This is a genomic window from Nonomuraea cypriaca, from assembly GCF_015645445.1.
Taxonomy (GTDB): domain Bacteria; phylum Actinomycetota; class Actinomycetes; order Streptosporangiales; family Streptosporangiaceae; genus Nonomuraea; species Nonomuraea cypriaca.
Genome location: NZ_JADOGI010000297.1, coordinates 1 through 11,167, shown reverse-complemented (window position 1 = coordinate 11,167; position 11,167 = coordinate 1). Strand labels below are relative to the sequence as shown.

Here is an 11,167-nt window from a genome sequence, read left to right as displayed (position 1 = left end):
GGGAAGGCACGCCCGCAGGTAGTCGGCCGCCGCGGCGGGGGACATGGGCTGCGGTTCGATGACCGCCGTCGCTGTGAGGACGTTGCCCATCTCCTCGACGGACTCGGTGAACTGCTCTGTGCGGCAGGTGAGGACGAGCTGGTCGGTCTCGCACATCGACCGGTTCAGCGCGGTGAGCATGCCGGCCCTGGCGTGGCCGGGCAGCTCGTCCAGCCCGTCGATGACGGGAAGGATCTCGCCGCGGGCGACGAGCGTCTCGGGGATGTCGGGGCCGAGGCCCTCCGCCCGCAGCGCGGGATAGTCCATCGCCAGGCTCGCGGCCAGCCAGTCCTGCAACCGCGGATGTACGCGGTCGTCCCAGCGCGAGGCCGACAGCAGCACAGGGACGGGCTCCTCCGGCTGCCGCGTGCGCAGCAGTTCGAGCACCAGCTGCACGGCCAGGGTCGTCTTCCCGGTGCCTGGGCCGCCCAGGATGACCAGCCGGCGGCAGCGCAGGGCTCGGAAGTTGCGCACCATGTCCGCGATGTGCACGTCCAGGCCGGGAAAGGCCACTGCACCCTTGGCGATGATCTCGGGATGGTCGGCGAGTTCGCGGCGCTCGGTCGAGCGCCAGGGCAGCGGCATGGGCTCGGGAGCGCACAGCGAGCGCAGGATCGTCTCGTCGCGCCACTGCTGGGTCACCAGGCCGGCGAGGATGTCCTTCGCGGTGCCGATGTCGGCGGACGTGGGCGCGGGCGCGGGCGCGCCCCGCTTACGCCACCAGGACAGGAACTGAATCAGGCTGTTACCCAGTGCCATCGCGCTGCCCACCGCCGCCACGACCGAGGCCATTCCGACCGTTTTCCCCGGGCCCTGCTGCAATTGCGGGGCGACGAGCAGGAACACGGTGGACAGGGTCAGCAGCAAAATGCCCAGCACCACCGACACTCTGGCCGTGCGATGCTGTCGCAAAAATCGTGCAGACATGGGTCCTATTGTGCTCATATTTCTTAGCAGAATAGGGCTGCGAGCTCTACAGGTAAGTTCGGCGAACGGGAAAAACCGGCCACCTCCTTAATGTGACCATCAATCGGACGGCATCGGTTCGGAAACTCTCCAGGCCGCGGCGAACGCGCGTGGCGGGGCGGCCACGGCGGCCCGCGCCCTGCCGCCGGGGATCACCAGGTTGCCGTCGGTGATCAGCATGAACCGCTCCAGCGCCGGAACGATCACGTGTACGGCGGTGACCCCGCCGGGGAGAGCGCACACCGTGCGGTGGAAGGCCGTGAGGCTCCGCGTGGCCAGCATCGCGACCACTTTCCGCAACTGACGGGCGGGCGGCTCGGCCACCCAGGCGACCCGAGGGAAGGGGACCACCCGCGCCTCACGCAGCGGGCCGGTGAGGTCGAACCTGCCGCAGGCGCGCAGCGTGGGATGCGCCGCCAGGCCGGTCAGATCGCGGCGTGCTCCGGAGGGCGACAGGCCCTCGCCGAGTGTGGCCTGGACGAGTTCGGTGAGCGCGCGCCAGGCCGCGTAGGCGGGGCTCAGCGAGGTCCCGGCGCCGCGCCGGTGCGGATGGCCGGAGGTGGGGGCGGTGTACGCCAGCATGGTCGGCACCCCGATGTCACTGGTGATGTCCAGCAGGTGCACCGGTGACCCGGTGAGCTCTTCCGCCGTCGCGTACGCTCGGGCCGGGCCGGCCGGCAGCGTCTCCGGATCGATCAGCCTGGGCCGGAACCCGCCCCCGCCGAGGAAGGCACGTACCAGGAGCAGGGACAGGGCGTCACGCTCGATCGCCTCGTTGAGCGCGTGCAGGATCGCCTCGGCGGTGGAGAGGCCGGCGGCCGAGCCGCTGTTGCAGCTGTAGCGCATCAGGTCGGCGTAGTCGCAGTCGTCGCCGGCCAGTTCGCGCAGCCGCGCGGCGCCGGTCTCGACGTACCAGGGGGCGGACAGGAACAGCGGCACCAGCGCCTCGCGTCCCCTGCCGAGGGGGCGATAACGCAGGCAGGCCATCCGCCGGCCGGACATGCCGGCCAGCAGTGGCGCGCAGACGTTCGCGCGCAGCGGTCCCGCGGCGAGGCGGGTGGGCGGGGCCGGTTCGACGACGGCGGGGTCGAACCAGGCCGGGCCGGTGAGGTAGTGCTCCAGGGCCTCGAACAGGGCGCCCACGCGGGCCTCCGCGGGGCGCCCCTTCCCCATTCCGCACGCGACCGGCGAGTCGGCGCCGCCGAGCAGTTCGCACGACCAGGCGGTCGGATCGCGGCCCGCGCCCGCGTCCAGGAGCTCCGCCCGCAGGCCCAGCGCGGTCAGCACCGCCGCCGCCCGACCCCCGGCCTCGGCCGGCGGCACCGCCCGCTCCACTGCGCGGAACGCGCGGCCCTCCGCGCCGCCCCATGCCCGATGCGGCCTACCGCTCGCCATCGCCGGTCGTCGAGGAGAGCAGCTCCTCCAGCCGGTCGAGCTCGGCGCGGGTCAGGTGCTGAGTCCCTCTGTCCAGCGATTCGACGCGGACATAGTCCACGACATTTCCCATGAGCCTTCTCCTTTCATTCCGCCTTCTCATTGTAGGTCTGCCTCGACAAAACACCAGAAAGGCGGACTCGCTGCTATTTTGTGTCATATTTACATGTTGCAGGGCTTGGCTGGAGGGTCGGGCCGGGTACGTATTCCAGCCGTGGAACAAGCGTCATGTCCTGCACGGGACGGCGCATTATCTCGTTGCCTCAGGGAATAACGGCGATAATGATTTTCACGCCGCGCGCGGACCGCTCTCGCGACCGATGATGGCGGGCATCGGGAGGGACTCACAGATGACCAAGCAGGAAGAGCGCCTTGTCGAGGAGGCTCCGGCGGTGCGCGAAGCACCCATGGCTGAGCAATATGAGCGTTATGTCGGAGGCACCCCAGAAGTCGAGCGGGTGATCTTCGACAAGCTCGCCCGCGATCTCATGCGGGTCCAGGTGAAGATCAGGAAACGCAGCCGTGCCGCCGGCATCGAGCGGGCCTTTCACGCGAAGGCGGTCCTCGGCGTCGAGAACGCCCGGCTGAGGTTCCGTCAGGACCTGCCGGAAGACCTCCGCACCGGCTTCGCCCAGCCGGACGCCGAATACCCGGTCATCGTCCGGCTGTCCAACGCGAGCGGCGTCCGTCAGCCGGACTTCGCGCCCGACCTGCGCGGCGCGGCACTGCGCGTCCAGACGGGTCCTGACCACGCCCACGACCTCCTCATGACGAACTTTCCCGTCTCCCACGCGCGCAACGCACGTGAGTTCGTCGTCTTCGCCCAGGCCATGGCGGGCGCGAACTCCAACCTGCGCAAGGGCATCGCGTTGTACGCCAAGCTTCCGCTGGCGCTGGGCTGGGCCACCGCCGCGCGCATGCGGCGCAACGTGACCGCGGCGACCGGACGCGAGGTGCGCAGCCTCGCACGCGAGACGTACTGGAGCCGTGGCGCGATCCTCTGGGGAGACGCGGGACCCGTCCGCTACCGGCTCCGCCCCGCCGCGGACGCGCCCGCGGCGCCTCCCGCGTCGCGCAGCGACCCCGACTACCTGGGACATGAGCTCGCCGCACGGCTGGCCAGGGGTGACGTGGTCTTCGACCTGTGCGTACAGCGCTACGCCGACGCCTGGAGCACGCCCATCGAGAACGGCGCCGCCGACTGGCGGGAGGAGGACGCGCCGGTCATCCCGGTGGCCACGCTGACGATCCCGGGCCAGGACCTCGACACCGCCGACGCGCGCGCCATCGCGCTCCAGATCGACCAGCTCGCCTTCGACCCGTGGAACACCACCGACGAGTTCCGCCCGCTCGGCAACCTCAACCGCGCGCGCAAGGCCGCCTACGAGGCCGGCAGCGCCCATCGCCGCGGCCACTGCTTCATCACGCCGATGCCGGCGCGCAACGTCGTCGTCGGCAGGTTCCTGCGGCCCGGATTCCGCGCTCTCAACCGGGTCGTCCCCTGGCACCGGCTGCCGACCTGGCTCGGGCTGCTCAACATCGAAGCCATCCGGCAGGTGCTGCGCCGTGACAACCTCATCGACACCGAGATCCGCGAGGTCGTGCCGAAGGCCCATCCGGTGCCACCGCCCATCGATGAGAGCCTGAGGGTCAGGCGCACCTATGACGGCACGTACAACGACCTGTCCGCACCCACCATGGGCGCGCTCGGCTCGGCCTTCGGCCGCAATCTCCCGCCCGTCTACCGGCCCAGCCTCTTCGACATGCCCAACCCGGTGACCGTCAGCAGGGAGCTGCTGCGCCGCGACACCTTCATCCCGGCACGGTCGCTGAACGTCATCGCCGCCGCGTGGATCCAGTTCCAGGTGCACGACTGGGTCAACCACAAGCGTTACCCGGCAGGGACGAAGAGCGTCGAGGTGCCGCTCCCGTCCGGCATGACCTGGATCAACACCCCGGGCGGAGCGCCCGAGACGGTGATGCGCTTCGCCGAGGACGCGGGCGTGCGCCGAGCCGGCAGCACGGACCCGCCCACCCTGTTCGGCAACACCGCCTCCCAGTGGTGGGACGGCTCGGAGGTGTACGGCGGCGACGAGACCGTCGCGAAGTCCCTGCGTGAGCCGACCGGCGGCGCGGCGCTGCACCTGGAGGAGGGCCATCTGCCGGCCGGTCCCGACGGCATCGCGATCACCGGCTTCCGTGACAACTGGTGGCTCGGTCTCAGCGTCATGCACACGCTCTTCGCCCGTGAGCACAACACCGTGTGCGAGGCGCTGCGGAGCCAGTACCCGCGCATGGACGAGGACACCGTCTACCACACGGCGAGGCTCGTCATCTCCGCTCTCATCGCCAAGATCCACACTGTGGAGTGGACGCCCGCGATCCTCGCCACCGAACTGATCGACATCGGGCTGACGGCCAACTGGTCGGGACCGCCGAAGAACTGGCTGACCCATCTGGGGCTCTGGCTGGTCGACGCGCACGCGCTCACCGGCATCCCCGAGACCCTGCCCGACCACCACGCCACCCCCTACTCGCTCACGGAGGACTTCGTCACCGTCTACCGGATGCATCCGCTGATCCCGGACGACTACGAGATCGCCGACCACGCGTCCGGCCGCACGCTGCGCACCCTGGGATTCAACGACGTGCAGGGCGCCGCCACGGAGCCTCTCATGCGGGAGGCCGGTCTCACGAACTCGCTCTACTCGCTGGGCATCGCCCATCCCGGCGCGATCACCCTGTACAACTATCCGCGCGCGCTCCAGGCGTTCGAGCGGGACGGGGAGATCATCGACCTGTCCGTGGTCGACCTCGCCCGCACCCGCCGCCGCGCCGTTCCGCGCTACAACGACTTCCGCGCCGGTCTGCACAAGCCGCGGCTGCGGCGCTTCGAGGACCTCACGGCCGACCCCGACACGCTGGCCAGGCTCAAGGACGTCTACCGTACGGTCGACGAGATCGACACAATGGTCGGCCTCTACGCGGAGAACCCGCCCGAGCGCTTCGGATTCAGCGACACGGCGTTCCGCATCTTCATCCTCATGGCGAGCCGGCGGCTGCAGAGCGACCGCTTCCTCACCGTCGACTTCAGGCCCGAGATCTACACGCCGCTGGGGCTGGACTGGATCGAGCGCAACGGCATGAAGAGCGTCATCCTGCGGCACTGCCCCGAACTCGCGGGCTTCCTGCCGCGCACGGCGAGCGCTTTCGCGCCGTGGCGCCCGGCCATGCCCGACGGGCACGTCAGGCGCGACTGAAAGCGAGGCCGACCATGTCCATGAAGCAAGAGATCGAGCAGGAGGGGCTGGCGGACCTGCTGTCCCGGCCGCTGCTCGAGACCATCTGGCGCAGGCGTACCCACCGGATCAGCCGCGGCGCGTCCGTCCCGGCCGGTTCGATGAGCTACCGGTCGCCGCACCCCCCGATGCCGCTGACGGAGCTGGAGGAGGCGGTGCTCATCGCGCTCACCGGCTGCTCCGGCCTGACCATGCCGGACCGGCCGTTCGAGGACCCGCGCGACGGCGAGCCCATCATGGCCAAGCCGAACCTGCACATGACCGGGCGGACGGCGGGCAGCCCGGACAACGCCCAGGGCACCCACTTCTTCATGATCAACGACAGCGGCACCTACTACCTGAGAAAGCTGGAGCCCTCCCCGGACCTGCCCTTCGACGCGGGCACGCTGGTCGAACGGGCGCGCAGGGCCAAGGTGAAGGTGCTGCCCCACCGTCTCGACGTCGCCGAGGGGATGCGCGACTTCCCCGCCTACCTGGACTCCAACCGGTTCCTGTCCAACCTTCCTGGCACCACGGTCTTCCTGCCCGTGGTCGACCTCTCCCACCAGTACATCAACGCGCTGATGTACCTGCTCACCCAGCCGGAGGGGCACCGGCCCGCACTCGTCGACGACCGCAACCTCTACCGCTCGGCAGGGGTGCGGAAGTGGGTGAAGAACGGGTTCCTGAACGCGGAGCTCAAACTGCCGCTCGGCGCCCTGGGGCCGATGCGCACCCAGGTCGAGGCCGATCTGCTCGTGCAGAACATGATGCTGGTCGCGGACGCCATGGGGCTCGGCGCGTGGATCCACGCCACCATCCACCCGCAGATCATGCTGGGCGACCCGAAGTTCTCCCAGGCGTACGGCCGGATGCTCGGCTTCGACTTCGTCGTTCCGCGCTTCCGTCTCGCCGACATCCCGCGCTGGCACGTGCCGCTGCCGAAGTACGCCGCGCTGCGCTCCCATCCGGTCGGGCTCCGGGCCGACGGGGAGCACCTCATCAAGGCCGCCTGCCCGCCCAACTACGCCTCGATGGAGGAGGCCGTCGAGAGCGTCGTACGCGCGAAGTTCGGTCCTGGCGGCATCTACACCGACGAGAAGACCTTCGCCGGCATCTACAAGGGCGACTACGGGCGGCGCTATCTGACCGAGGCGGGCGAGTACGACCAGCAGGTCATCGACTGCGTGCGGGACGTCTGCGTGTACCTCCACGCGACGCACGGCCGGTTCCCCGCGCACACCGACGCCATCCACGTGCCCGGCATCTGGCTGCAGACCCACCACGTCGAGTCGGAGTACTACGAGCGGTTCTTCGTGAACGGGACCACCGACGTGCACGCGCGGCACGCCACGCGGTGGCACGCCTAGCCGCACGGAAGAGGACGAAACCATGAAGGTATACGAGGCCATCGTCAGAGGGCTGGAAGACATCGGGGTGGAGGCCGCCTTCGGCGGCGCCGGGGAGAACACCGCCGGCCTGATGCTGGCGCTGAAGCACTCACAGCGGATCCGGCCGATCATCACCAGGCACGAGCAGGCCGCGTCCTTCATGGCGTGCGGGTACGCGATGTACACCAACAAGCTGGGCTTCTGCTTCGCCACGGCCGGACCCGGGGCGTTCAACCTGTTCTCGGGGCTCGCCGTGGCGATGTCCGACTCCTACCCGGTCCTCGCCGTCTCGGGGTACGCGTCCAGGAAATGGCAGGGATGGGGCTCACTCAACGAGACCTCGGGCATGAACAGGACACCCGACTCGCGGGCCATGTTCGCGGCCACGACCAAGAAGTCCTTCCTGCTCACCGACGCCGCGGACACGTGCGACGTGCTCGAGGAGGCGGTCAACCTCGCGTTCGAGGGCCGGCCTGGGCCGGTGCACATCCACGTTCCCGAGGACCTGACCGAGCGCGGCGTCGAGGTCACGGACGTGCGACCCATCCGGCTCGACGTCGCCCCGGTCCTGCCCGACCCGGCGGTCGTGGAGGAGATCGCCTCGGTGCTGGCGGACGCCATCGCGCGGCGTAAGCGCATCGTCGCGCTCGCCGGCTTCGGCGCCGTCCGGAGCGGGGCGGGGGCGGAGATCAAGCGGTTGATCGAGCGGTTCAACTTCCCGCTGCTGACCACGCTCGACGGCAAGGGCATCGTGTCCGAGGGGCATCCGCTCTCGCTGGGCGTCTTCGCCGACAGCGGCCACGCGAGCGCGTGGAAGGCGTTCCGCGAGGCCGACGTCGTACTGTGTATCGGCAACTCGCTCAACCAGCACGCCACGTTCAACTACCGCAGAGACCTGTTCAACGGCAAGCTGCTCGTCCACGTGAACATCTCAGGGACCGAGTTCCGCAAGGCGTACAAACCCGACCACGCGCTCCTGTCCGACGCCCGCCCGGCGGTGGCGGCCCTCGTCGAGGCGCTGGAGCGGAAGGTGGTCGGCGAGGTGCCGCCGGCCAAGGTCGACGGCCGGGACCACGAGGCCAGGCCCATCACCCACGTGACCGGGCAGATCCACCCGGGAGAGCTCGCGCAGGCGATCGGGCGGATGCTGCCGGAGCGCGGCGTCCTCCTCGCCGACGCCGGCGCGCATCTGGCGTGGCTCGGCTACTACGTGGAGCTCGAGGAGGGCCAGAACTTCCGTAAGGCCGGCTCGTTCGGGCCGATGGCCGGGCACGTCAACGGCGCCATCGGGCTGAAGGTCGCGCAACCGGACCGGACGGTCGTCGTCGGCTGCGGCGACGGCTGCTACTCGCTGTCCGGCTTCGAGCTGATGACCGCCGTCGAGCATGACATCCCCGTCATCTGGGTCATCTTCGACGACCAGGAATTCAAGTTGATCAAGCTCTATCAGATGGCGACGTACCTGGAGACCGCGCTGGTGGAGTTCCGGAATCCGGACTTCGCCGGTTACGCGCGGGCGTGTGGCGCGGACGGCTACCGGGTGGAGACGATCGAGGAGTTCGAGGACGCGTTCCATGCGGCGCTGAGGTCGGGCCGGCCCACGGTGATCGATGCCAGGATCACCCGATGGGCCGTACCCCACTACAGTCCCTCGCCCGACGGCGTGATCGCCGGGCTGGTGGAGGCCCTTGAGGAGCGCCTCCGCCAGTCCTCCTGACCCAGCCCTGCCCCAGGGACGGGTTCAGGGATGGGCTCGGGTATGGGCTCAGGGATGGGTGAGCGTGACGCTGGCCGGGCGGTGATCGGTCGCGCGCCGGTCCCGTGCGGATCCGTCGCCGGCGAGCTGGGCGTTCCAGGCGTCGTGTTCGACGCGACCGGACCCGGGCACCTTGGTCAGCGGTGAGCCGCCGTTCATCAGGCCGGGTGACAGGAGGATGTGGTCCAGCAGCACCCGCCGGTTCGTCTCCTCGGTGACGAAGTCGTCGAACACGGCGCTGTAGCGCCGGTCCTCTGCGACGTCGGCCTGAGCGTGGCCGAACAGCCGCTCCGGCCGGTACGGCGAGCCGAGGAGAAGGTCGGTGACGTCGTGTGCGAGGTACTGCTCCTCGAAGTAGTCATGGCCAGGGCCGTCGTTCAGGTCCCCGAGCACGATGAGCGCGCAGCCAGGATCGGCGTTCATGCGCTGCTCCAGGCCCCTGCGGATGCGCATCGCCTCGTTGGCGATCCGGCGCCGGTTCCGCAACGCGGCCTTGACGAAGTCCGGGCGCCGCGCGGGGTCCTGCCACATCTCACGGCCCTGGTTGACGAAGTTCGACTTCAGATGCGTGACCACCACCCCCACCCGGGTGCCGTCGAAGTCGGCGGTGCAGCACAGCGGGTTCCTGGTGAACGCGTACTCGTCGAGGACGGCGTCACCGTCGACGTCGGCCAGCCACGGCTCGATGAACGGCGCCACGTCGGCCAACGGAGCGAGGCCGGCCGCGACCTGGCCGGGCTTGAACAGCAGGGCCAGCTTCTGGCTCCCGCCGGAGTCGCCCATGACGAAGTCGTACGTGGCGGAGCCGCCGGAGGACAGGTACTCGTTGATGAACAACGCCAGCTCCGCTGGGCGGCTCGGCGCCTCCACCAGCGCGATGATGTCCGCGTCTATGGCGGAGATCAGCCCGGCCAGGCGGCCGGCGGCCTCCGCGGTGACTCCCCGCTCGCCGTCTCGGAAGAACGCCGGCTTGAACGCCGCCGTCTGCGCGTCGGCGGTGAACCAGTCGTTCATCCACTCGCCGTTGACCGTCGTGACCTTGAGTGTCGCCATGGTTCCCTCCCCGTTCCGTGGCCCCCGGTTCTGTGGCGCCCAGGTTCTGTGGCCTCCGGTTCTGTGGCACCCCGGCTTTGTGGCCCCCGTTCAGTGGCCTCCGTCGCATGGCCGCCCTTGACCGGACCGAGAGCACACCCGCGGCCTTCCCTGACCGCGGCGCGAGGACAGCCGCGTCCTCGCGCGGCGGAATGCCGGGTTCATACCGGGGCCGGCGCGGTGAGCGGGATCCCGATCACGTGCGCGACCTCGGGGTGAGCGAGATACTCCTCGATGTCGTGGGCGCGGGCCGCGGGGTTGGCGACGGGGGTCTCGGCCAGTTCGCCCAGCCAGTGGTCGCTCAGCGGGCAGCCGATGGCGACAGGATCGACGGGGCACCACGCGTTGAACCAGTGGGCCACCCGGTCCGGACGCTGCGGCCCGCCGCTGAGCAGGCGCTGGTGAACGCTGTCCATACCCAGCGGGCTACCGGCGGTGACGAGGAGCTCGACCTCGACCCCCGGGTCGAGCCGGGGGAGCAGGTCCATCGCGACCACCGTGCCCAGGCTGTGGCTGACCAGCACCAACCGGCCGGTCCGCGGCATCGTCCGCAGCACGCGGTCCAGAACGGCCTCCCGTACCTGCTCGTCGTCGAGGTAGGCGGCCACGTCCGCGAAGATCGCGGCTATGAGCAGCCGATCCAGGTCGGTGGTGTCGGCCAGCCAGCTCAACCCCTGATGCACGGCGTCGCCCAGCCCTTCGGCTCCGGCCCTTTCCGCGGGCATGCCGGCCCTGGCCGCCGCCTCCGTGATCATCCGCTCGTACAGCTGCCGCGTGGCCCCCGGTTCGGGCGCGGCGGCCTCAAGGGGATCGTCGACGGCGCGGGGGAGGGCTTCCCCGGTTCGCATGGCCTGGATGAGCTGTGGCGCGTAGAAGGGGAACCAGACATCGGCCGGCGCGATCGTGCCCAGCCCCGCCCGGGTCAGCCCGCCGTTCAACCCGGCGGTCCAGTACCTGCGCAGCAGCTCCGGGTCGCGTCCCTGCTGGCCCCGGCCGTGCAGGAAGACCAGATGCCTGGAACCGCCGAACGCGGTCGGGCTGGACGGCAGCCCGACCCCGGTCGCGCCGATCCCTACGGGCGGGGCGCCCGCTCGTAGGGCTGTCCCGGCGGGCGGGGCACCTGGACGTGCGCCTGTGGCGGCGGGAGGGGCGCCCGCTCGTGCGGCCGCCCCGATGGGAGGGGCGCCGGCTCGGGCGGCCGTTTCGACGGG

General features: G+C 70.1%; 7 protein-coding genes and 1 pseudogene. 3 read left to right on the top strand and 5 right to left on the bottom strand.

Annotated features, from left to right (window positions below):
• From ITP53_RS49455 to ITP53_RS59855, 3 genes are all read right to left on the bottom strand, one after another.
• On the bottom strand, positions 1-966 hold a 966-nt coding region (locus ITP53_RS49455; protein ID WP_195902426.1), incomplete at its 3' end, for an NACHT domain-containing protein.
• Positions 967-1,065: 99 nt separating this feature from the next.
• Positions 1,066-2,400, bottom strand: a complete 1,335-nt coding sequence (locus ITP53_RS49450; RefSeq protein ID WP_195902425.1) for a YcaO-like family protein — start codon at positions 2,398-2,400, stop codon at positions 1,066-1,068.
• Positions 2,387-2,512: a hypothetical protein gene (locus ITP53_RS59855; RefSeq protein ID WP_268961458.1), complete on the bottom strand. Its 126-nt coding sequence runs from the start codon at positions 2,510-2,512 to the stop codon at positions 2,387-2,389. Before ITP53_RS59855 ends, ITP53_RS49450 begins: the two co-directional genes overlap by 14 nt.
• 277 nt (positions 2,513-2,789) lie before the next feature.
• Between ITP53_RS59855 and ITP53_RS49445 the strand changes: the two genes are divergently transcribed.
• From ITP53_RS49445 to ITP53_RS49435, 3 genes are read left to right on the top strand one after another with little or no spacing between them, the layout of a single operon-like run.
• Positions 2,790-5,699, top strand: coding sequence for a peroxidase family protein (locus ITP53_RS49445; protein WP_207757539.1), 2,910 nt, complete (start codon positions 2,790-2,792; stop codon positions 5,697-5,699).
• Positions 5,700-5,713: 14 nt separating this feature from the next.
• Positions 5,714-7,087 (top strand): hypothetical protein, encoded by a 1,374-nt coding sequence (locus ITP53_RS49440; protein WP_207757538.1) that lies wholly within the window; start codon positions 5,714-5,716, stop codon positions 7,085-7,087.
• Between the two features lie 22 nt (positions 7,088-7,109).
• Positions 7,110-8,825, top strand: a complete 1,716-nt coding sequence (locus tag ITP53_RS49435; protein WP_195902424.1) for a thiamine pyrophosphate-binding protein — start codon at positions 7,110-7,112, stop codon at positions 8,823-8,825.
• 48 nt (positions 8,826-8,873) lie between these two features.
• On the opposite strand, the gene ITP53_RS49430 is transcribed toward ITP53_RS49435, so the two are convergent.
• Both ITP53_RS49430 and ITP53_RS49425 read right to left on the bottom strand, forming a co-directional pair.
• The gene (locus tag ITP53_RS49430; protein WP_207757537.1) at positions 8,874-9,917 is read right to left on the bottom strand and encodes an endonuclease/exonuclease/phosphatase family protein; all 1,044 of its coding nucleotides are present in this window, start codon (positions 9,915-9,917) and stop codon (positions 8,874-8,876) included.
• A gap of 200 nt (positions 9,918-10,117) precedes the next feature.
• Positions 10,118-11,167 (bottom strand): annotated as a pseudogene (locus ITP53_RS49425) (serine protease); the annotation flags it as partial.